The organism is Streptomyces sp. NBC_00727 (assembly GCF_045161745.1).
Classification (GTDB): domain Bacteria; phylum Actinomycetota; class Actinomycetes; order Streptomycetales; family Streptomycetaceae; genus Streptomyces.
On sequence record NZ_CP108981.1, the window covers coordinates 4,046,393 to 4,066,545 of the forward strand.

Here is a 20,153-nt window from a genome sequence, read left to right on the forward strand (position 1 = left end):
CGTGGCCATAGCCGGTCAGCCCCGGATGATGCTGTTGTACTTCTCGAAGATCGCGTACAGCGGCATCCGGAGCTGGTTGTCGGCCACCGCCTGGTCGCCGAAGCCCTGGTAGCGGCGCAGGATCTCGAACGTCTCGTCCTCCGTGTAGTCGAGCGCGGGGCGGCGCTGCGGGGTCTCCGCGTGGTCGCCCGCCTTGCCGTCGGCCGCCCAGATGTGCAGGTGCGGCACCGTGGTCACGTTGAAGACGTTGTCCTGGTTCGACTTCTGCCACATCGTCCAGCGGTCGTCGTCGGACGTGGCGTCGAGGATGCTGTCCTCGAGCAGGCCGGCCCGGATCGAGTTGTTCCGCGACAGGATCGCCGTACGCCCCGAGATCTTGGCGATGCCGGTGCTGCTGTCCACGAGGCGCTCGACCTTCGGCAGGTCCTTGGCCCAGTCCGGGATGACACCGGTGTGGTACAGCACCACGCCCGCGTCCTCGGTGTAGTCCTTGATGCTGTAGTGGCAGAACTCCCAGAACGCGGAGGTCTGGATCAGAGCCTTGCGCATGCGGTACCTGCGGGAGGCCGAGGTGATCGCCGCGTCGTGCGAGATGATCGTCTCCAGGCACTCCTCCCGGGTGTACATGTAGCCCGTGCCGCCGGGGCGGTTGATCGACTCCATGTAGTCGTCCACCTCCTTCAGCAGCGCGTCCCAGTAGTCGGTGCTGAAGCCGATGTCCATCTTCTGCGCCGGGGCCGGGTAGAAGCTCCCCTGGCCGGTGTCCCGCCCGGAGGCGATGTTGTTGTCGATCTCGATCCGGCCGTCGCCCGAGCCGACCACCTTGGTGACGAGCTGGTCGAACGCCCAGTTCGTGGGCATCGTGTAGCCGAGGTTGCCCGAGAAGCCCGACGACATGTCCGAGACGAAGCTGGTGTCCGCGTACCCGGCGTCGGAGATGCGCGTGCACGCGTTGCGGGGCCCGTAGACCCCGATCTTGTACGGGCTGCCCAGCGCGTCCATCTGCTGCTTCACGCTGTGGAAGTACGGCAGGATGTACGCGGTGACCTCGTCGTCCACCGCGTCGTAGTCCACCGCGAAGTAGATGCGGGAACCGGGCTTGAAGCCGTGCTCCTCCGCCTTGTACGCGGCGGTCATGCAGTCCGTCTTCCCCTGGTCGGGGCTGTAGTAGTCCACGGACCGCGCCCACGTCTGGTAGATCGGGTAGCAGCGGAGCCCGTACTCCTCGATCGTCGCCAGCTCGCCCGGCTGGATCTCCTTCTCCGGCAGGTCCGTGGTGGAGGGGTTGTACAGGTACCGGCCGACGTACTTGTAACCGGCGGCCTTCAGGGCCTGCGCGCGGGCGGGCGTGATCTTCGTGACCCCGTCGCAGGCGGTACCCTCCCGCGTCTGGTCGCCGTACGACACCAGCAGACAGGACCAGGTACGGAAGTCGGCCTGCCCGTTGACCGCCAGCATCATGAACGACTGGAAGGTGCTCACGGTCGACGCCAGCGAGGAGCTGTACGAGCTGCTGAACGAGACCGGACGGCCGTTGAGCACCATGCCCGCGGTGAAGAGCTGCACCCAGACCCCGGAACTCCCGGTCGACAGGACGTGGTTCTTGAGACCCGACCGGGTGCCGGGGCCGAAGACCCCGTTCGCCGTGCCGTCGGCCATGCCCAGCTCGTACTGGATCGCGAACAGCAGCGACTTCGCCACGTCGCGGGAGTGGTGACCGTCGCACGGAATGATGTAGAAGTCGCTGCGCAGCACGTAGTTGCCGTTCAGCCACTGCTGGATGGACCGGATGGTCTCCGACCCGTTGTTCACGGAGACGTAGGCGTCCATGTTGAACAGGCCCTTGATCACCTTCGGCCACAGGGAGCTGCCCGGGTAGGTGGTCGAGACGCCCATGTCCTGGTGGAGCTTGAGCACGGCGCTCTTCACGCGCGAGTTGTACGTGCCGTCGATGTCGCCGCCGTCGTAACCCTTGCAGTACAGGGCGGACTGGATGATCCGGCAGAAGTTGGCCGAAGGGACCGTCGTCTCGTCGACCTTGCCGTACTTCTCCGCCAGCGCCGCCATGGTGCCGGGGCCGAAGTTGTTGGACAGGGCGGAGATGCCCATCTCGTACTGGAGGGCGCGGGTGAGGGCGTACATGACGGTCCACCCCGTCTTCCCGTCCTCGGACAGCTTGGATATGCCGAGGGTGGCGCCGTTGCCGTAGGTGGTGTTGATGAATCTCTGTGCTCGCAACACCATTTCGTCGGCCATGGGGATCCTTTCGTGTGGGTGGTGCAGGTTTCGGACGTGGGTCAGCGGCGGAGCGCTTCCACGGGGGCGATACGGGAGGCGCGCCACGCCGGGTAGAGGCCGGCGAGCAGACCCGTGGCCAGGCCGAGGCCCGGCGCGGCCGCGAGCGTCATCGGATCGACCACGGGCGTCCACTCCCGGAACGCCGAGACGGAGACGACCGTCGCGGTGCCGAGGGACGTTCCGACCAGGCCGCCGATCAGACCGAGGGCCGCCGACTCCGCCAGGAACTGCGCGGTGATGTGCCGGCCGCGCGCGCCGAGCGCCCGCCGCAGGCCGATCTCCCCGGTGCGTTCCATGACGGCGACGAGCGTGGTGTTGGCGATGCCCACGGCCCCGATCACCAGGCAGACGGCGGCGAGCAGCAGGAACAGCGCGCTCAGGTCGCCGCTCACCGCCGTGCGCAGGGTCCTGGGGTCGGGCGGTGGCACGGCGTTGAAGTAGTCGGGGTGTTCCGGGCGCAGCGCCAGGGCGGCCTCCTGGGCGATCTGGGTCGCCGCGCCGAGCCGGGTCGAGATCAGCATCTGGGCCCTGCTGTCCGTCGGCGGCCCCCAGACGCGCTCCGCGGTGGTGCGGGGGACCACGACGGACATCAGCAGCTCCGGCTTGCGGTCCACGTCGTCGACGATGCCGATGACCGTGAACGCCACGTCCCCGATGAAGACCGCCGGGGCGGTGCGCAGGGTCGTGATGCCCAGCCGGGCGGCGGCGGCCTTGCCGAGGACCGCGACCTGCTGGTGGTGCGTCTCGTGGAAGCCGTCGAAGGAACGCCCCTGCGAGTAACGGGAGTTGGCCGCCTTCAGGGCGCCGGGGGAGGCGGCGACCACCTGGGTCTGCGCGTCGGCACCGCCGGTCGCCGCGAGCGGGGACGACCGGACGGCGTCCTGCGGCCCGAGCCGGACCCGCCAGTACACCCCGGCGGCCTCGACGCCGTTGAGCCCGCCGATGCGCGCGTCCGCGTCCGCGGGGAAGGAGAGCGGCACCCGGGCCGCGTCCCTCCCGCCGGTGTCCTCGACGCCGACCTCGGTCGCGGTGAGCTTGTCGAACCGGGTGTCGATCTGGGACGCGGCGGTGCCGGTGAGCCCGAGCACGGCGATGAACGCGCCCACGCCGAGCACGGTCCCCAGGGCCGTCAGCACGGACCGGGCGGGGCGCTGCAGGATGCCGACGACGGCCTCGGCGAGGAGGTCGTGGACGGTGAGGCGGGAGCGGAGGGTTTCACGGAGGGCGGGGGTCATGACCGGTCCCGGGTCTGGACGCCGACCACGACCTGGTCGCCCTCGGCGACGGCGGCCGGCTCCCGAGGGGTGATCTGGACGAAGCCGTCGCCGGTCATGCCGACCCGGACGGCGACGCGGCGCTCACGGCCTCCGCCGCGTACCGTCACGCTGGTCAGCCCGTCGGCACCGGCCGAGACCGCGGACGCCGGTACGGCCAGCACCTCGTCGTGCGACGACGCGGCGACGACGGTCAGCCGGACGTCCGCCCCGTTGAACTCCTCCGGCAGCGCCTTCGCGGACGTGACCCGGAGCGCGTACGCCTCGCCGCTCTGCGCGCTCTCCCCGTCCCGCTCCTTCGCGGGCCTGTCGGAGACCGAGGCGACCGTGCCCGACGCGGACGTACCCGTCGCCTCGTCCAGGATCTCGACCTTCTGCCCCGGACGGATCAGGCCCTTCTCGTACGAGGCGACGCTGCCTTTGACGACGAGGGCCCCCGAAGTGACGGACAGCAGGGCGCCGTTCGCGTCGTCCCCGACCTGGGCGGTCACCGTGTCGGCCCGCGCGGTGGGCGAGGCGACGTACGCCACCTCGGAGAGCGGGATCATCGGCAGGCGCCTGCCCCCGGCGGTACCCGCACCCGCGCCCGTGCCCTTGTCCGCGTTCCCGGACGACGTGGGCGGTGCGTATCCCCGCGCGCGGTAGAAGCGCGTCACGGCCTGCTCGGTGGCGGCGCCGAACTCGCCCGGCGCGTCCCCGTGCGACGGGTAGCCGATGCCCGCGAGGGCCTTCCGCAACTGGGTGACGTCCTCGCCGGAGGTCCCCCGCATCAGGTCGCGGTACGCGGGCATGGCGCCCTGGAGGAGGACGACCGGGCGCCCGGAGACCTCCAGCAGGACCTGGCCGGCCTTGAGCGTCGCGCCCGGTTCGGCCCTCACCTTGGTGACGACGGCGCGGCCGACCCCCGCGGGTGTCCCGGCGGCGGTGATCTCGACGTGCTGGGACGCGGTCACCTTGCCCCGGGTCACCACGGACTGCGCGAGCACCTTGCGTACGACGGGCGCGGTCAGCACGTCGGGCGGCGGGGCGACCGTCTCGGCGGCGGCCTGGGCGGGGGACTTGAGGAGCGTGGCGGCGCCGGCGCCCGCCCCGGTGCACAGCAGGCAGGCGAGGACGACGGCCAGCAGGGTGCGTCGGCGGAGGGCGAGGGTCATCGGGCGGCGCCCGCCACCACGTCGGCGGCCTTCTTCACCGCGCCGTCGAGGGCGTCGGCCTCCTCCTCCAGCTGTTCGGCCTTGTCCTCGATCGCCTCGGTCTGCATGTCCGTCTCGGCGTCGTACCAGATCTTCGCCACGTTCGTCCGGTCGCGGCACAGGATGTCCGCGGTGGCCGTCGCGATCTCCTCCGGGCTGACCTCGGCGGAGCCGAAGCGCGGGTCGTCGCTCGCGTCGAGCGGGGCCGCGTAGGTGTAGCCCTTCTCCTTCATGCAGGCGGACCACGCGGCGAAGGCCTTCACGACTTCTCCGACGCTCTTGGACTGGACGAAGGTCTGCGCGCTGATCTGCTGGGCGGTACTCGTCTGTGCCGCCTCGATATCGATCTTCCGGTCCGCGCGGCCGAGGCAGCCGCCTTCCGGAACCTTCACGCCGTTCACTTCTGCGGGACCGCTCCCATCGAGCATCTGGGATTCCGCCCGGCTGCGCTCCTCCTCTTCCCCGACGCCTTCGTGCATCGCCTTGTCGTAAGCGGCCTGGTCGTCCGCATCCGGCTTGTAACCCCGCCTTTTCGCCAATTCCAGGTCATGAATTCCGTAACGCCAGTCGACAAAAGTCTTTCCGCCGATCCGGGGCAGATCGGGGGCCGGTGACCAGGAGAACCCGTATTCCTTCATGCAGTCGCCGACGAGCTGCTTCTTCGCCTGGAGGAGCTGTGTCCTCCCGCTGTCGGACGGGAGGTAGCCCTGAATGGGCAGCGTCCAGGTCGCCGGATTCTTCGCGTCGAACGGCACGGACAGCGGGGGCGGTGTCCTGACCGGCCCGACGCTCGCCGATGCGGACGATGCGGAACAGGCTGTCGCCGTGCCCACACACAGCGCGGCGAGCAACAGGGCCGAGGCGCGGGTGTTCAGGGGGTTCTTCATGGGTCTACCTATTTCTGCCCGGATGCGTGCGGCTGCTTCACCGAGTGCCGTGACGATCGGACCGGGAACGGGCGGGCGGGGCCCGGCTCCTGCCCGGAACAGGAACCGAGCCGCTTCCGCGGGAGGGCTTCGGCGGCTTCGGCGAAGTCCCCGTACGCTGCGGCGTGTTCCGCAGAGGTCAGAGCGACTGCCAGGCGAACGAGGCGTTGTCGTTGTAGGTGTTGGAGAGCTGGCTCCACCCGGTGCCCGGGGCGATCCAGTCGGAATTGCCCTTGTAACCCGAGTTGAAGTACACGACCGAGTAGTACGTCGAGTGCTTGTTCCTCGCGGAGGCCGCGTTGTTCTTGATGCCCGTGAGGTTTCCGTTGCCGCCGTGGCAGAACAGGAGCGGCTGGGTGCCGGCCTGCGGGGACCCGCCGATACGCTCGTCCGCGAAGTCCCAGACGCTGTAGCCGATGTTGCGGTAGGCGCCGCCGTAGTTCGAGTTGTAGTAGATCGCGAACTTGAACGTCGACGCGGACTGCGACTTCACGCACGCCTCCGGGCTGTCCTGATTCTCAGCGCCCGTGCTCGCCTGGGCGGGGGAAATCGCGGAAGCGCCGATACCCACGACGGCGGCGGTGACCGCCAGGGTCTTTTTCAGATTCATGACTCTCCTCTTTGAACAGCATTGAGAGGAAGAGGCAACGTTTCGGTGCACCGATGAGTGCCCCTCCTCGGATGCAAACCGAATGATCATTAGATCATCACGATTTCTCCATTAAGTGGACATTTGTTCAGCAAGTCGACCGTCACGAATTGATCTCGACACGCTCTGCTCTTCGCAAAGATGGATGCTATGCCCATCTATGAGGTGAAACAGCGCTGAAAAGTCCGCGCATGCATGTGCATGCGCGCCGATCGGGCCCGCCCGGAGCGGGTTCGGCGGAAACGGAACTGCCGTTCGAGCAGCTTTTGGCCGTAGAGGGCGCCTCGGGTGTGCGGTACCGTGAGCGAACTGTCACGCTCTGTGTGTTTCTGCGCTTATGTGGCCTCGGCGGTACCGCTCACGCTCGACCGGGGGCCGGGGCGGACAAAGGAGGGCCCGTGGTGGATACCGTGGTGCGGCTTTGGGACGGTGTGCGAGTGGTGCGCGACCCCGCGCGGGTGCGTGCGCAACTCATGGAGGCCGGGCGGACGCTGTTCGCCGTGTACGGCTACGCCCACACGTCCGTCGAGGACCTGTGCGCGGAGGCGCAGGTGGAGGTGCGGGACTTCCACCGCGAGTTCGCGTCGCGCGAGGCGCTGCTCACCGACCTGTACGACGAGGTCGCGATGACCGGGATGCAGGCGGCGCAGGCGGAGCTGGCGGCGGAGGGCATGGAGACCTGCCCGACCGAGGAGCGTGTCCGCAGGCTCTTCGAGGCGTACGTCCGGGCCGTCACACGGGATCCGCGGGCGGCCCGGGTGGCCTTCGTGGAGGTGCTGGGCGTGAGCCGGGCGATGGAGGAGCACCTCACGATGTGGCGCTCGGTGTGGGTGGAGTTCCTGACGGCGGAGTCCGAGCGGGCCCGGACGCGGGGGCACGGGGTGGACGGCGATCTCGCGGTGGTGGTGAAGGTGCTGACGCGGTCGGTGGACGAGCTGCTCGCCCACCACGGGCGGAGGCCGCGCCAGGTGCCGCCGGCGTGGCTGACCAGTGAGTTCACGCGGCTGTCGATGGCGATGATCGGTCCAGCGCATCCGGACGCTCCGGGGGCCGCCGGTGGTGCCACCGTTTGACAAGGCGCGTTGCCGGGTCGGCAAATGGAACCATGGCAGACCCGATGGGTGACGATGACCTGGCCGCCGTCCTGACCGGCGTCGGACCCCGCCTGCGTGCGCTGCGCACCGAGCGCGGGACGACGCTGACGCAGCTGAGCGAGACGACCGGCATCTCGCTCAGCACGCTCTCCCGCCTGGAATCGGGCGGCCGCAAACCGACCCTGGAGCTGCTGCTGCCCCTGGCGAAGGCGTACGGCGTGCAGCTGGACGAACTCGTCGGCGCCCCGGAGACGGGTGACCCCAGGGTCACCTTCCGGCCCTTCAAACGCCACGGCATGACCTTCGTCCCGCTCACCCGGCATCTCGGCGGCGTGAACGCGTACAAGCAGGTCATGCCGGGCGCGACGGGCCCCTCCGGGCCGGTCGAGCAACGGGTCCACGAGGGCTACGAGTGGCTGTACGTCCTCTCCGGCCGGCTGCGCCTGGTCCTGGGCGACCACGACCTGGTCCTCACGGCGGGCGAGGCGGCCGAGTTCGACACCCACACCCCGCACTGGTGGGGGGCGGCGGGGCCGGACCCGGTGGAGTTCCTGAGCCTGTTCGGACCGCAGGGGGAGCGGATGCACGTACGCGCGAAGCCGACGGGGCGGGAGTGAGAAGCGCGTCCGGCCGGCTCCCGTGTCCGGTGCGGTCACTCCGGCGGGCCTTCCGTCTCCCGATTCCGTGCCCTTCCAGCGAGGAGTGGTACGTTATCGAGTACCACTTGATGGGAAGGTTGAGTCATGTCCATAACCGCGAGCGAAGCCCGCAAAGCTCTCTTTCCGCTGATCAAGAAGGTCAACGACGATCACGAGGCCATCGAGATCGTCTCGAAGCACGGCAACGCCGTGCTCGTCTCCGCCGAGGACTACGCGGCACTGCGCGAGGGCTCGTACCTGCTGCGCTCTCCGGCGAACGCGCGGCGGCTGCTCAAGGCCTACGAGAACGCTCTGGCCCACGTCGACGTCGCGGAGCGCGAGCTGATCGATCCCGAGGCAGCGGATCCGGCTGCGGGTGCCGAGTGAGGCTTGTCTTCGAGGGCCAGGGCTGGGAGGACTACACGTCCTGGCTCAAGAACGACCGCAAGATACTCGCTCGGATCAACAAGCTCATCGAGGACGTCCGGCGCGACCCCTTCACTGGGATCGGCAAGCCAGAGCCGCTGAAGTACCACTTGCCCGGGGCGTGGTCGCGCCGCATGGATGACGAGCACCGGCTCGTCTACCTGGTCACGGCAAAGGAGATCGTCATCCTCGCGGCCCGCTACCACTACTGACCGCGAGGGCGCCTCCCGGCAGGTCCACGCCGGAAGGGTTCGCCCGTGTGTTCCTGGCTCCCGTCAGAGCATTCTGAAGAAGGGGGTTCGCAGGAAGTGGGCCATGTCGGCCCACACGAAGAGGCAGATGCTGATGATTCCCGCTGCTGAGGGTGTGACGATGTCCCAATCGCCCGCGACTCCTGTTGCTACGCAGTTGTCACCTTCATGAACGTAGACCTTTAGCCTGTGGACGGTGAATGTGATCCCGAGGCCGTCAAACGAAACGATTCTGGCGGATCGACGAAAAGATGAATGGGTGCGGATGCTGAACTTCGCACCGTTCAACTCACCCTCGACGCCGGACTCCAGACGCTTTCGGCCTACGTAGAGGGGCACGCCCAGGTCCCTGACCCTTGCCTCGGCAACCCCTGTTAGGGTAACGACCCAATCCTCCCAGGCGTCAGCCAGGGCGATTGGGGTGCGCGTGCTGGACGGGCCGCGAAGCAGTGCTACCTCGCCAAGTGGCGTTTCCACTCTCGAGTAAACCGCTTCGGTCTTCGCGGGCGAGCTCCACAATGCCCCAGAAATTTCGTCTTTGAAGTCCTTGTATCTCACAATGCCTCGCGAAGTTTGGGTGACGCATCGGGGGCCCTGGCGGGTACAGGGCCCCCAACGTGCCGAGTCCTAGTTGTCTTGCCGCGGGTCCCCGGCAGGAATCGGGTGCGGCTCAATACCGCCACTCCACGCTGGGCCCGATACGTAGTTCATGAGCCAGGACCCCGCTCTCTTGGCTCCCTGTGTCGTAGCGCGACCCGCAGTTTTCGCGCCTCGCCATGCGGCCTTGCCGCCCTTCACAGCAGGGCTGGTTTTGTATTGCATACGGAAGCCGCCCTGGAAGGCCCCTCCGGCAGCCGATCCCAATGCATATCTCGCGGCCTCCGCTCCAGTAGTTTCATGTCCCATCGCCTTATCGGCAGCGAGATGGGCAGGCGTGCCGACGAGGGCGCCAACCGCTGCGCCGGCGAGGATGGCGCAGCCCAGTCCTGCGGTGCCAGCGCACATTGCGGCCACTCCGACTCCAGCAACGAAGCCGACACCGATACTGATTGCCCGGTGAACGATCAGCCCCTTGTGGGCATGACCGCACTGTGGGCGACCCGCACCCCCTCCGGCTGACGGACAGTACTGACCAGAGTTGCTCGCCGCTAAGCCGTTGCGGTCGCCACCCCCGCGTACGCCCCGCCCACCCCCCACGCCTGGTGCAGCGCGTCCGCGAAGGCGGCGGCCAGGTGGTGTTCGCCCGTGGGGCCCGGGTGGGTGCCGTCGTATGTGTCGGTGTGGATGTCGTACGTGGCGGGGTGGGAGGCAAGGAGGAGGGGGGACGTGGAGGTGTCCAGGTCGGCTACCGCCTTGGCGAGGAGTTCGTTGAAGCGGGTGCACTCCGCCGCGAACGGGGCGTCCGTCTCGGCGCGGATGTTCGGGATCACCGGGAGGAGTACGCAGCGGATGTGCGGGTTCGCCTCGCGGGCGGCGGTCAGGAAGGCGCGGGCGTTCTCCGCCGTCTGGGCGCTGTCCGTGTAGAAGCCGAGGTCTATCAGGCCGAGGGAGACCAGCAGGACGTCCGGGCGGTGCGCGGTGACCGTGTCCGCGATCACCGGGGCCATGTGCAGCCAGCCCTCGCCCCAGCCCGCCAGGTGGCGGCGCGCGGCCGGCGGGAAGTCGGCGGCGTACGCGGACGAGGAGGCGGTGCCGGTTTCCGCGTCGTACAGCTCCGTGCGCGGGCCGACGAGTGCGAACGGGCCGTCGAAGGTCATCGACAGGTGCTGCCACATGCGGTAGCGCCACGTGAAGTCGCCGGCGCGTCCGATGGTCATGGAATCGCCCACACACATGAAACGCATGGCGCCATCATGGCGGATCTTGGCTACGCGCCGGTAGGTGACGGTGGACACTTGTGCCATGCGTTCGTACCGACTGACGTCCTCCCTCGGCGCCGCCGTCCTCCTCGCCCTCGCGGCGGCCCCCGCGCTCGCCGCCGACGACGGGGCCGACCGGGGTTTCACGATCGAGGACCCCCGGATCACCGAGTCCAGTGGCCTCGCCGCCAGCCGCGCCCACCCGGGGATCTACTGGACGCACAACGACAGCGACGACGGCCCCTACGTGTTCGCCGTCGATTCCCGTACGGGGAAGACCGTCGCGAGGATCACCATGAAGGGCGTCGGGCAGCCGCGCGACGTCGAGGCCATCTCGATCGGCCCGGACGGGGACATCTACGTCGGGGACATCGGCGACAACCTCAACGGCAGCTGGGACCACGTCTGGATCTACCGTTTCCCCGAGCCGAAGGTGCTGAAGGACGCGACGGTCCGGGCCACCCAGTTCGACGTGAAGTACGCCGACGGGCCGCGCAACGCGGAGGCGCTGATGGTCCACCCCAGGACCGGGCGCGTCTACATCGCGTCCAAGAACGAGGACGGCGGCGGCCTGTACGAAGGGCCCGCGAAGCTCACCACCGGCGGCGACAACGTCTTCCGGCGGGTCGGGGAAGTCCCCTGGGTGACCGACGGCGCCTTCTCCCCGGACGGCAAGGAGCTGGTCCTGCGCTCCTACTTCAGCGCCCGCGGCTACGCCTTCGCCAACGGCCGCCTCGGCAAGGACTACGACGTCGAGTCGCCGCTGCTGCCGCAGTCCGAGTCCGTGACGTACACGGCGGACGGCTCCGCCCTGATGTACGGCTCCGAGGGCGAGCAGAGCAGTGTCGTACGGGTCGACCTGAAGAAGACCGGGGATGGGGGCGGCGGCACCACGCACCGGGCCGGGGGGACGAAGGACACGGCGGCCGACGGGGACGGGGTGCCGGTGAAGGGCACGACGCTCACCGGCGTCGCCGTGCTCGCCGGGGTCGCGCTGCTGTTCGTCCTCGGCCGACGCCGCCGGAAGGGCTGAGCGGCTCAGGAGTCCATCGGCCGGATCTCGTAGTGCAGCGTCCGGTCCCGTTTCAGCCGGTGGGTCAGCGGGACGAGCACCCCCTGCGTCGCCGGGTACTTGCGGGACAGCATCCGGGACGCGTGCGTGTTCTCCTTCGAACCGGCCGGGAGGAGGCGGGCGTGGGCCTCGACCTGCGGGCCCGTCGGGTGGCCGCGCACGGTGCACGGGCGGAGCCGCACCACCGGGTGGTTGCGCATCCGCTCCACCTTCCACGCCGAGGAGAACGTACGGATGTAGGCGTGGTCGCCCTCGACCGCGATGTGCACCGGGGTGTCGGCGTGCGTCCCGTCCTGCCGCCGTGTGCTCAGCAGGACGGTGTACTGCTTCACGAAGGGCTTGAGCTGCGGGACCGTATCCATACCCCCATGGTCCGCCGGTACGGCGCCGTACTCATCCGGGGAGGGGACGGACGGCCGCGATTCGCGTAGGGTCCCCGGATCATGACGACCGACCGCCGCCCCGAACCCTTCACCACGCCCCGCCTCGACGTGCTGCCGCTGCGGGTGGAGTACGCGGACGAGATGGCCGCCGTCCTGGCCGACCCCGCGCTGCACACCTTCACCGGAGGCGCCCCGGAGACCGCGGAGGCCCTGCGGGCGCGCTACGTACGGCAGGCGGCGGGCTCACCGCACCCGGACGAGCTGTGGTGGAACTGGGTGCTGCGGGCCGGTGACGGCCTCGTGGGGTACGCGCAGGCCACGGTGCGCGGCGACCGCGCCGAGATCGCCTGGGTGGTGGGCGTTCCGTGGCAGGGGCGAGGGTACGCCCGGGAAGCGGCCCGGGGCCTGGTCGCGCATCTGCGGGAGACCGGCGTACGGACCGTGATCGCCCACATTCACCCCGAACACACGGCCTCCGCCGCCGTGGCCGCCGGGGCGGGCCTGGCGCGGACGGGGGAGTGGGAGGACGGCGAGGAGCGGTGGGCGCTGGGTTAGGGCCTCAGGCGTCGGGCGTACGGGGCTTGGCCCGGCCCGCGTCGATCAGCTCGGCGACATCGAGGCTCACCTCGGCCCCGATCGAGGCGGGCAGCGGCGCCTGCTGGCCGGGGGCGTACACCTCGTGGCGGTCGTACGAGCTGCCCAGCGGTTCCGTCAGGACGTGGACGCGGCCGTGCTTCCGGTCGAGGATCACGTACACCGGGACCTTCGCCTCGGCGTACGCGGCGACCTTGTGCCGCAGGTCGCTGGCGTAGTTGCTGGAGGTGACCTCCAGGACCAGGCGGAAGACGGCCGGGTCGTAACTGTTGTTCTTGATCAGGTGTTCATCGAAGTCCGCGTCGACCAGGGCGAGATCGGGGACCGCGTAGTCCTCGGGGCCACCCGGCAGCCACAGGCCGATGCCCTGGAGGACTTCCGTCTCCCCGCCGTCGAGTTCGGCCAGGATGAACGGACGCATGAGCTTGGTCAGTGCGCGGGCGTGCGGGCCGTCCGGGGGTGGGGCCACGGTGATGACGCCTCCGATGATCTCGACGCGATGGCCGGGATTCTGCTCGGCGAGCCGGTTGGCCGTGACGAGCAGGGGCTCCGGTCCATCGTCACAGGCGTGCTCGACTGCTGCTCCAGACATTGCGGGCCTCCTGGAATGGCTGGTGTCGAGACCATCATCGTAGGGCGGAACGGCTTCAGACCGTGTTTCTGGCATATGCCACACGGTCGGGTGAAGCAGAAACGGCCCCGCACACCTCACGGTGCGCGGGGCCGTTCCGGGGCGTCCGGGCTACAGCTTCTCGATCACGTAGTCGATGCACGCCGTCAGGGCCTGCACGTCCGACGGGTCGATCGCCGGGAACATCGCCACGCGGAGCTGGTTGCGGCCCAGCTTGCGGTACGGCTCGGTGTCGACGATGCCGTTGGCGCGCAGCACCTTGGCGACCGCGGCGGCGTCGATCTCGTCCGCGAAGTCGATCGTGCCGATGACCTGGGAGCGCTTGGCCGGGTCGGTGACGAACGGGGTCGCGTACTTGGACTCTTCGGCCCAGCCGTAGAGGTGGCCGGAGGAGGCGGCGGTGCGGCCGGTCGTGAAGTCCAGGCCGCCCTGGGTGTTCATCCACGTCAGCTGCTCGTTCAGCAGGAAGAGCGTGGCGAGCGCCGGGGTGTTGTACGTCTGGTTCTTCAGGGAGTTGTCGATCGCCGTGGGCAGCGAGAAGAACTCCGGGATGTGCCGGCCCGAGGCGTGGACGCGGGCCGCGCGCTCCAGGGCGGCCGGCGAGAAGACGCCGATCCAGAGGCCGCCGTCGGAGGCGAAGGACTTCTGCGGGGCGAAGTAGTAGACGTCCGTCTCCGCGATGTCGACCGGCAGGCCGCCCGCGCCTGAGGTGGCGTCCACCAGGACGAGGGAGCCCTCGTCGGCGCCCGCGACGCGCTGGACCGGGGCCGCGACACCCGTCGAGGTCTCGTTGTGCGTGAAGGCGTAGACGTCGACGCCGGCCTCGGCCTCCGGGTCCGGGTGGGTGCCCGGGTCGGAGGCGATGACGGTCGGGTCGGCGAGCCACGGGGCGAGCTTGGCGGCCTTCGCGAACTTCGACGAGAACTCACCGAAGTTGAGGTGCTGGGACTTCGACTCGATCAGACCGTGCGTCGCGATGTCCCAGAAGGCGGTGGAGCCGCCGTTGCCGAGGATCACCTCGTAGCCCTCGGGGAGGGAGAAGAGGTCGCGTACACCGTCGCGTACCGCGCCGACCAGGTTCTTCACCGGAGCCTGGCGGTGGGACGTACCGAGCAGAGAGGTGCCGGTGGCGGCCAGCGCGTCGAGCGCCTCCGTCCGCACCTTGGAGGGACCGGCGCCGAAGCGCCCGTCGGCGGGCTTGATGTCAGCGGGAATCTGGATGTCGGCCACGAGTCGGAGCGTAGCCGCTCGGTGCGGCGGCCACGCACCCTGTCCGTCGGATGAGACAGGGGCTCCGACTCGTGGCCCGGAGAACCGGGGCCCGGTTCAGCCCAGCTCGACCGGCAGTTCGAAGAGGTCGTTCTGCGTGACGATCGGCTTGTTGCGCAGCTCGGTGGCGGGTACGGCCAGCTCCAGGTCCGGGAAGCGCTCGTAGAGGGCGGGCAGGGCGACCCCCGCCTCCAGCCGGGAGAGGGCCGCGCCCGGGCAGACGTGCGGGCCGTGACCGAAGGCGATGTGCCGGTTGGGCGTACGCGTGACGTCGAACTCACCGGCCGTCGGGCCGTGCTGGTGCTCGTCGCGGCCCAGCGCGCCGAAGGAGACGATCAGGGCCTCGCCCTTGGGGAGGACCTTGTCGCCGACCTGTACGTCCTCCGTCGCGAAGCGGATCAGGACGTGCGAGGTCGGGGTGTTCCAGCGCAGCGTCTCCTCGATCACGTTCTCCCACGGCACCTCGCCGGACAGCACCTGCTTGCGCTGCTCGGGGTGGGTCTGGAGCGCGACGACCGCGTTCACGACGAGGCTGATCGTCGTCTCGTGGCCCGCCGCGATGATCAGTTGCAGCGTGTTGACGATCTCCTCGTTGCTGAGGTGGTCGCCGTCCTCGGACGCCTCGATCAGGGCGCTGGTCAGGTCGTCGCCCGGCTCCGCCCGCTTCGCGTCCACGATCTTCGTGAAGAGCGCGCCGAGGTCCGCCATCATCTGCGGGACCTCCTCGGGCGGCGTCTGCGTCGAGAAGAACTTCTCGAAGAGCTCCTTGAGCCGGGGGTGGTCGGCGGCGTCGACCCCCATCAGCTCACTGATCACGTTCATCGGCAGCGGATAGGCGAACTCGGCCTTCAGGTCCACCTTCTCGCCCTCGGGCAGGGCCGCGAGGCGGTCCAGGCTCGCGGTCGTCAGCGCCTCGATGCCCGCGCGCAGCCGCTCGACCCGCTTCACGGTGAGGGCCTGTGCGACGAGGGTGCGCAGCCGGCGGTGGTCGGCGCCGTCGACGGTCAGCATCGAGCGGCCCGGGTTGGCCAGGCCGATCAGCGGCCAGTCCAGGGGGATCTCGCCGCGCTGCCAGGCGCCCCAGACGTTGATGTCCTTCACGATCCGGGCATCGGTGAGCAACTGTCTCGCCTCGGCGTGGTGGGTGACGGCGTAACAGTGCACCCCGCCGGGCAGTTCGACCTCGGCGAGCGGGCCCGCGGCGCGCAGGGCGGCGCTCTCGCCGTCCAGGTCGGCGACGAAGGGGTCGAGGGTGATGCGGGTCATATCCGGCCTCCGATGGCAGGGGTGGGCGTGAAGGCGACGGGCAGGTTGGTCAGGCCCCGCAGCCAGGGGGAGGGACGTCGGGTGAGCCGCTCGGCGGGGACGGCCAGGTCGATGTCCGGGAGGCGGTCCAGCAGGACCTCGATGCCGGTACGGGCGATGACCTCGGCGGTCTCCTGGGCCGGGAACGGGCAGCGGTGCTCGCCGTGACCGAAGGACAGGAAGGCGCTGTTGCCGCCGGTCAGGGCCGAGCCGTCGACGCGTATCTGGGGGTCGGAGTTGGCGGCGGCGACGCCCAGGAGGAGCAGGTCGCCCGCCCGGATGTGGCGGCCTCCGAGGCGCGTGTCGCGCGCGGCCCAGCGGCCGGCGACGTTCTGCGTCGGGGTGTCCTCCCACAGGACCTCGTTCATGGCCTCGGCGACGCTGTGCCGGCCACCGGAGAGGGAGGCGGCGAAGCGGTCGTCGGTGAGCATCAGCCGCAGGGAGTTGCCCATCCAGTCCGCGGTCGGCTGGTGCCCCGCCGCCATCATGACCATGAGGTCCTGCATGACCTCCTCGTCCGTGAAGCCACCGGGGTCGGCCAGCATCCGGGTGGCGACGTCGTCGCCCGGCTCGGCGTGCTTGTCGGCCAGCAGTTCCAGCATGGTCGCGCCGAGGTGCTGCTGGCCGGCCAGGGCGCGTTCCCGGCCGTCGATCATGTCGTTGATCGAGCCGACGAGCGCGTCGCCGTCCTCGTCGCTGACGCCGTACATCCTGGCCAGCACGCGGGCGGGGAGCAGCATGGCGTACTCGGCGATGATGTCGGTCGAGCCCTTGGAGCAGAACCGGTCGATCAGTTCGTCGGCGAACTCCTCGGCGAAGCGCTTGAGGGCGAACGGGTCGATCGCCTCCAGGGAGTTGCCGATCATCGCGGCGCGTTCGGCGTGCCGGGGGCCGACGGTGTAGAGGATCGAGGGCTGCTTCCGGCCGATCATGGGCAGCAGGGGCCAGTCGGCGGGGACGTTCTCCCACTGGTTCCAGAGGTCCGAGTCGCGGCTGAACAGCACCGGGTCGCTGGTGACCTGGTGCAGTTCGCGGTAGTCGAGGACGAGCCAGGCCGGGAGGCCGCCGTCCAGGACGACGGGCGCCACGGCGCCGTGGTCGCGCCGGATCTCCCGGTACAGCTGCGCCGGTTCGGTCTGGAACCGGGGGCCGGACAGGGGTACGGCACCGGCCGCCGCGTGGGGGCACTGGGTCACGGGGTGGGCTCCGGGGTCAGGGCGGGGGTGCCTCCGGCGGGCGCGGGGGCGTCCTTCGCACGGGCTGCCGAGAGGCGGTGCAGGTGCTCGACCAGGGTGATCAGCACGTACTTGCTGGAGGACCGGTCGCGCGCGTCGCACTCCACGAGCGGGACGTCCGGTGAGATGTCGAGCGCCTCCCGGAGCTGCTGCTCGGTGTGGAGCGGGCCGCCGAAGTCGTTGCAGGCGACGATGAACGGCGTGCCGTGGTGTTCCAGCCGGTCGATGGCGTACCAGGAGTCGGCGAGGCGCCGGGTGTCGACGAGGACGACGGCGCCCAGGGTGCCGGAGAACAGCCGGTCCCACAGGAACCAGAAGCGCTCCTGGCCGGGCGCGCCGAACAGGTACAGCACCGAGCGTTCGTCGAGACTGATCCGCCCGAAGTCGAAGGCGACCGTGGTGGAGGTCTTGGCCCGCACGCCGTCGAGGCGGTCGACCGCCTCGCCCGCGCGGGTCATCGTCTCCTCCGTGTTGAGCGGGCGGATCTCGCTCACGGATCGGACCATGGTGGTCTTGCCGACCCCGAAGCCGCCGACCACGACTATCTTCAGTCCGTTGTCGGCCGTGGCCTGCAGGGCGGCACGGTCAGAGGTTGCGGAGTCCAACGAGCACCTGTTCCAGGATGTCGGGGGCGGGAAGCCGGTCCGATACGCGTGCGGTACGCGGGTGGCGGGCGCTGATCCGGCCGGTGTCGAGCAGGTCGCAGAGCAGGATGCGCACGATGCTGACGGGCAGATCGAGGTCGGCGGCGATCTCGACGACGGCGGTGGGCCGTTCGCACATGCGCAGGATCGCCACGTGCTCCGACTGCATGCCGGCGGCCGGCTCGCACTCGGAGACGACCAGCGTGACCAGGTCGAAGGCGGCGGAGTCGGACCGGGTGCGGCCACCGGTGAGGGTGTAGAGCCGGTCGGGGTCCTCGTCCCTGCCCGGGCGCGGGCGCGGCGTCATACGGCCGTGCCCCCGGCGGCGGCCGCCTCGGCAGGTTCGCGGGGCGGGGCCACCAGGTGCTCGCCGAGCTGTTCGACGAGCTCGCTCATGTTGTGGCCGACGAGGCCCACGTCCGCGCTGTCGGCGGCGACGACCGCGAGGTGGGCGCCCGCGCCCGCCTCCACGATGAACAGGATGCCGCCGTAGAACTCGGCCATGGCGGAGCGGACGCCGCCGGTGCCGTTGCCGAACTCCACGGACGCGCCGTGGGAGAGGCTCTGGATGCCGGCGGAGATCGCGGCCAGCTGGTCCGCCTGGTCGACGGAGAGCTCGGGGGTGCGGCACAGCTTGAGGCCGTCCCTGGACAGCACGAGGGCGTGACGGGCGCCGGGGGTCCGTTCGAGGAGCCCCTCCAGCAGCCAGTTGAGCTTCTCGTCGGTGGTCGCGGTCATCGGGAGTTGCCTTCCGGGTGTGGGGAGTCGGGCCGTACGGCGTTGCGGAAGCTGCTGAAGCGGGCCGCACGGGCCTTGGGGTCGGGTTCGGTGTCGGGTGTGCTGTCCGCCGCCGCGTCGGTGTCGCGTGCGGCCTCGGCCGTGGACCGTGCCCTGGCCTCGGCGGCGGCGAGGGTGCGGCCGCGCGAACGCCTGGGGAGGCCGCTCTCGCCGAACTTCGGGAGGCTGCCGGTGGTGTCCGAGGCGGAGTCGGAGCGCATGACCTCGGCGGCGGTGGGCCTGCCGGCCGGGGTGTCCGGGTCCGTCGGTTCGGCGCCCGAGGTGTGGACGGGCTCCGGCTCGTCGGGTGCGGTGTCCGGGGCGGTGCGGGCCGGGGTGCGGGTGATGATCTCCTGCGGGAGCATGATCAGGGCGCCCGTGCCGCCGCGCGCGGAGGGCCGGAAGGAGACGGTCAGCCCGTGCTTGCGGGCCAGCCGGCCGACGACGGCGAGCCCGAGCCGGGTGCCGGACAGGCCGGTGAGGTCGGCGTCCTCGGCGGCGACCGCGCGCTCCGCCCGGCGCAGCTGCACCTCGCTCATGACGAGGCCGCTGTCCTCGACGGTGACGACGATCCCGGCCGGGACCTCCTCCACGTACACATGGACCTCGGCGGTGGGCGGCGAGAAGTTCGCCGCGTTGTCGAGGAGTTCGGCCAGGGCGTGCATGACGCCCTCGGCGGCGTGGCCGGCGACGGCGACGTCGCTGGTGGAGTGGAGCCGGACGCGCTGGTAGCCGCTGATGCGGCCCATCGCGCCGCGCAGCACGGACTCCATGACGATGGGCTTGGCCCAGCGCCGGCCGGAGCGGGCGCCGGTGAGTACGGCGACGGAGTCGGCGAGGCGGCCGGCCTGGGCGGTGCGGTGGTCCAGGTGCAGCAGGTCGCTCAGGACGTCCTCGGAGGTGTGCCGGTGCTCCATCTCGCGCAGGTCGGCGAGCATGCTCGTGGCCAGGGCCTGCATCCGGCCGGCCGCGTTGGCGCAGGCGGTGAGGGCCGCGGAGCGCTCGGTCTCGGCGCGCGAGGCGCGGACCTTCAGCCGGGCGTTCTCGGCGGTGAGGCGGGCGGCGCCGGTCTCGGCCTCCTCCCTGGCCTTCGCGGTCTCGGTGGCGGCGGCGGCCTTCACGCGGGCGCTCTCCGCGGTGAACCGCTGGGCCTCGGCGGCGGAGGCGGACACCATGCGGGAGACCTCCGCGGTGAACCGCCCGCTCTCGGCGGCGTGCGCCGCGCGGAGCCGGCGCACCGTGGCCCGGGCGTGGACGGCCGTGGCGACGGCGGTGGCGAGCAGCACGGCGGCGGCACCGGAGCCCCAGGCCACCGCGGTCCTGGCCGATTCGGGAGCGGCGAGGGTCGCCCACGCGCACAGGGGTGCGGTGAGGACCACCGTGGCCAGGAGGGCCAGTGCGGTCGGCCGGGTTGAGGGGCGCAAAGCGGAGTCCTTGGGGCGGACGGCGGCGGACGGGGGCGATTCGGGCGAGGGGGGGCGCGAGAGACAAGCGTGACAACTGGAACAGGGGATTCCCAGTTAAGTCCCCGTCACTATATGAGAATTGACGAACCCTTTGGGAAGGACTTGTGGTGGGCTCTGTTCTGTTTGTGTTTTCAACCTGTCAATTTACGACTGGATGACGTCGTGTTGG

General features: G+C 70.1%; 23 protein-coding genes. 7 read left to right on the top strand and 16 right to left on the bottom strand.

Annotation, left to right across the window (positions count from 1 at the left end; translation table 11 throughout):
* Positions 1 to 15: 15 nt before the first annotated feature.
* The 5 genes from OG242_RS18175 to OG242_RS18195 form a co-directional block, all read right to left on the bottom strand.
* Positions 16 to 2,256, bottom strand: coding sequence for a glycoside hydrolase domain-containing protein (locus tag OG242_RS18175; protein ID WP_405899173.1), 2,241 nt, complete (start codon positions 2,254 to 2,256; stop codon positions 16 to 18).
* Positions 2,257 to 2,297: 41 nt separating this feature from the next.
* The gene (locus OG242_RS18180; RefSeq protein ID WP_405899174.1) at positions 2,298 to 3,533 is read right to left on the bottom strand and encodes an ABC transporter permease; all 1,236 of its coding nucleotides are present in this window, start codon (positions 3,531 to 3,533) and stop codon (positions 2,298 to 2,300) included.
* Positions 3,530 to 4,726: a peptidoglycan-binding protein gene (locus tag OG242_RS18185; RefSeq protein WP_405899175.1), complete on the bottom strand. Its 1,197-nt coding sequence runs from the start codon at positions 4,724 to 4,726 to the stop codon at positions 3,530 to 3,532. The genes OG242_RS18180 and OG242_RS18185 overlap by 4 nt, the downstream gene beginning before the upstream one ends.
* Positions 4,723 to 5,652: a hypothetical protein gene (locus tag OG242_RS18190; RefSeq protein WP_405899176.1), complete on the bottom strand. Its 930-nt coding sequence runs from the start codon at positions 5,650 to 5,652 to the stop codon at positions 4,723 to 4,725. The genes OG242_RS18185 and OG242_RS18190 overlap by 4 nt, the downstream gene beginning before the upstream one ends.
* Positions 5,653 to 5,830: 178 nt before the next feature.
* Positions 5,831 to 6,301 (bottom strand): hypothetical protein, encoded by a 471-nt coding sequence (locus OG242_RS18195; RefSeq protein ID WP_405899177.1) that lies wholly within the window; start codon positions 6,299 to 6,301, stop codon positions 5,831 to 5,833.
* A gap of 437 nt (positions 6,302 to 6,738) precedes the next feature.
* Here OG242_RS18195 and OG242_RS18200 point away from each other — a divergent pair, with 437 nt between their 5' ends.
* From OG242_RS18200 to OG242_RS18215, 4 genes are all read left to right on the top strand, one after another.
* Entirely contained in the window at positions 6,739 to 7,413 is a 675-nt protein-coding gene (locus tag OG242_RS18200; protein ID WP_405899178.1) for a TetR/AcrR family transcriptional regulator, read from the top strand.
* Positions 7,414 to 7,457: 44 nt separating this feature from the next.
* Positions 7,458 to 8,051 carry a helix-turn-helix domain-containing protein gene (locus OG242_RS18205; protein WP_405901644.1) on the top strand — a complete coding sequence of 198 codons (594 nt, stop codon included), beginning with the start codon at positions 7,458 to 7,460 and terminating at the stop codon, positions 8,049 to 8,051.
* Between the two features lie 126 nt (positions 8,052 to 8,177).
* On the top strand, positions 8,178 to 8,459 hold the full coding sequence (locus OG242_RS18210; protein ID WP_405899179.1) for a type II toxin-antitoxin system Phd/YefM family antitoxin: 282 nt from the start codon (positions 8,178 to 8,180) through the stop codon (positions 8,457 to 8,459).
* Positions 8,456 to 8,710, top strand: a complete 255-nt coding sequence (locus OG242_RS18215; RefSeq protein WP_405899180.1) for a Txe/YoeB family addiction module toxin — start codon at positions 8,456 to 8,458, stop codon at positions 8,708 to 8,710. The genes OG242_RS18210 and OG242_RS18215 overlap by 4 nt, the downstream gene beginning before the upstream one ends.
* A gap of 63 nt (positions 8,711 to 8,773) precedes the next feature.
* Here the strand turns inward: OG242_RS18215 and OG242_RS18220 are convergent, their stop codons facing one another.
* A complete protein-coding gene (locus tag OG242_RS18220; protein ID WP_405899181.1) occupies positions 8,774 to 9,307 on the bottom strand; it encodes a hypothetical protein in 534 nt (177 codons plus the stop codon).
* Positions 9,308 to 9,646: 339 nt separating this feature from the next.
* On the opposite strand from OG242_RS18220, the gene OG242_RS18225 reads away from it, so the two are divergent.
* Complete coding sequence (locus OG242_RS18225) at positions 9,647 to 9,868, top strand: hypothetical protein (protein ID WP_405899182.1); 222 nt, start codon at positions 9,647 to 9,649, stop codon at positions 9,866 to 9,868.
* 29 nt (positions 9,869 to 9,897) lie between these two features.
* Here OG242_RS18225 and OG242_RS18230 read toward each other — a convergent pair whose 3' ends face one another.
* Entirely contained in the window at positions 9,898 to 10,593 is a 696-nt protein-coding gene (locus OG242_RS18230) for a GDSL-type esterase/lipase family protein (protein ID WP_405901645.1), read from the bottom strand.
* Between the two features lie 58 nt (positions 10,594 to 10,651).
* Between OG242_RS18230 and OG242_RS18235 the strand changes: the two genes are divergently transcribed.
* Positions 10,652 to 11,641: a WD40 repeat domain-containing protein gene (locus tag OG242_RS18235; RefSeq protein WP_405899183.1), complete on the top strand. Its 990-nt coding sequence runs from the start codon at positions 10,652 to 10,654 to the stop codon at positions 11,639 to 11,641.
* Between the two features lie 5 nt (positions 11,642 to 11,646).
* Here the strand turns inward: OG242_RS18235 and OG242_RS18240 are convergent, their stop codons facing one another.
* Positions 11,647 to 12,042, bottom strand: coding sequence for a PPOX class F420-dependent oxidoreductase (locus OG242_RS18240; RefSeq protein ID WP_405899184.1), 396 nt, complete (start codon positions 12,040 to 12,042; stop codon positions 11,647 to 11,649).
* An 81-nt stretch (positions 12,043 to 12,123) separates the two neighbouring features.
* Here OG242_RS18240 and OG242_RS18245 point away from each other — a divergent pair, with 81 nt between their 5' ends.
* Positions 12,124 to 12,618, top strand: coding sequence for a GNAT family N-acetyltransferase (locus OG242_RS18245; protein ID WP_405899185.1), 495 nt, complete (start codon positions 12,124 to 12,126; stop codon positions 12,616 to 12,618).
* A 4-nt stretch (positions 12,619 to 12,622) separates the two neighbouring features.
* Here OG242_RS18245 and OG242_RS18250 read toward each other — a convergent pair whose 3' ends face one another.
* From OG242_RS18250 to OG242_RS18285, 8 genes are all read right to left on the bottom strand, one after another.
* Positions 12,623 to 13,249 (bottom strand): Uma2 family endonuclease, encoded by a 627-nt coding sequence (locus tag OG242_RS18250; protein ID WP_405899186.1) that lies wholly within the window; start codon positions 13,247 to 13,249, stop codon positions 12,623 to 12,625.
* 150 nt (positions 13,250 to 13,399) lie between these two features.
* On the bottom strand, positions 13,400 to 14,518 hold the full coding sequence (serC, locus tag OG242_RS18255; RefSeq protein WP_405899187.1) for a phosphoserine transaminase: 1,119 nt from the start codon (positions 14,516 to 14,518) through the stop codon (positions 13,400 to 13,402).
* A gap of 96 nt (positions 14,519 to 14,614) precedes the next feature.
* Entirely contained in the window at positions 14,615 to 15,823 is a 1,209-nt protein-coding gene (locus tag OG242_RS18260; protein WP_405899188.1) for a cytochrome P450, read from the bottom strand.
* A complete protein-coding gene (locus tag OG242_RS18265) occupies positions 15,820 to 17,058 on the bottom strand; it encodes a cytochrome P450 (protein WP_405899189.1) in 1,239 nt (412 codons plus the stop codon). Before OG242_RS18265 ends, OG242_RS18260 begins: the two co-directional genes overlap by 4 nt.
* Positions 17,055 to 17,702, bottom strand: a complete 648-nt coding sequence (locus tag OG242_RS18270) for a GTP-binding protein (RefSeq protein WP_405899190.1) — start codon at positions 17,700 to 17,702, stop codon at positions 17,055 to 17,057. Before OG242_RS18270 ends, OG242_RS18265 begins: the two co-directional genes overlap by 4 nt.
* Positions 17,683 to 18,048, bottom strand: a complete 366-nt coding sequence (locus tag OG242_RS18275; RefSeq protein ID WP_405899191.1) for a DUF742 domain-containing protein — start codon at positions 18,046 to 18,048, stop codon at positions 17,683 to 17,685. The genes OG242_RS18270 and OG242_RS18275 overlap by 20 nt, the downstream gene beginning before the upstream one ends.
* The gene (locus tag OG242_RS18280; RefSeq protein WP_405899192.1) at positions 18,045 to 18,479 is read right to left on the bottom strand and encodes a roadblock/LC7 domain-containing protein; all 435 of its coding nucleotides are present in this window, start codon (positions 18,477 to 18,479) and stop codon (positions 18,045 to 18,047) included. Before OG242_RS18280 ends, OG242_RS18275 begins: the two co-directional genes overlap by 4 nt.
* Positions 18,476 to 19,942, bottom strand: a complete 1,467-nt coding sequence (locus tag OG242_RS18285; protein ID WP_405899193.1) for a sensor histidine kinase — start codon at positions 19,940 to 19,942, stop codon at positions 18,476 to 18,478. The genes OG242_RS18280 and OG242_RS18285 overlap by 4 nt, the downstream gene beginning before the upstream one ends.
* Positions 19,943 to 20,153 lie beyond the last annotated feature (211 nt).